Below are 286 nucleotides of genomic sequence, written 5' to 3'. Positions count from 1 at the left end.
GGCGCCTTCACCTCGACCAGCCGGCCCGCCGCGTCGTACCGGTAGTGCGTGGTGAAGCCGGCCGCGTCGGCGCCGGCGGCATTGCCACGCGGATCGGTCTCCTCCAGGATCAGGCCGCGCTCGTCCACCTTCCACGTCGTGGTCAGGTCCTGGTCGCCGTTCTCCACCGTGCGCCGGGTCAGCACGTCGTCGTCGTTGTAGGCGAACTCGACGCTCTCCGCGCGCCCGGTCCCGCCCTTGGTCCTGGTCGCCTTGACCAGGTTGCCGTTGGCGTCATAGGCGTAGG

At 70.6% G+C, this 286-nt stretch carries 1 protein-coding gene; it reads right to left on the bottom strand.

What is annotated here, in order from left to right:
- The coding region (locus IO39_RS43600; protein WP_043637872.1) for a hypothetical protein at nucleotides 1-286 on the bottom strand (286 nt) is incomplete at both ends.

This window comes from Nonomuraea candida (assembly GCF_000725485.1).
In the GTDB taxonomy this organism is placed as follows: Bacteria; Actinomycetota; Actinomycetes; order Streptosporangiales; family Streptosporangiaceae; genus Nonomuraea; species Nonomuraea candida.
This window is presented reverse-complemented; position numbering and strand designations above follow the sequence as displayed.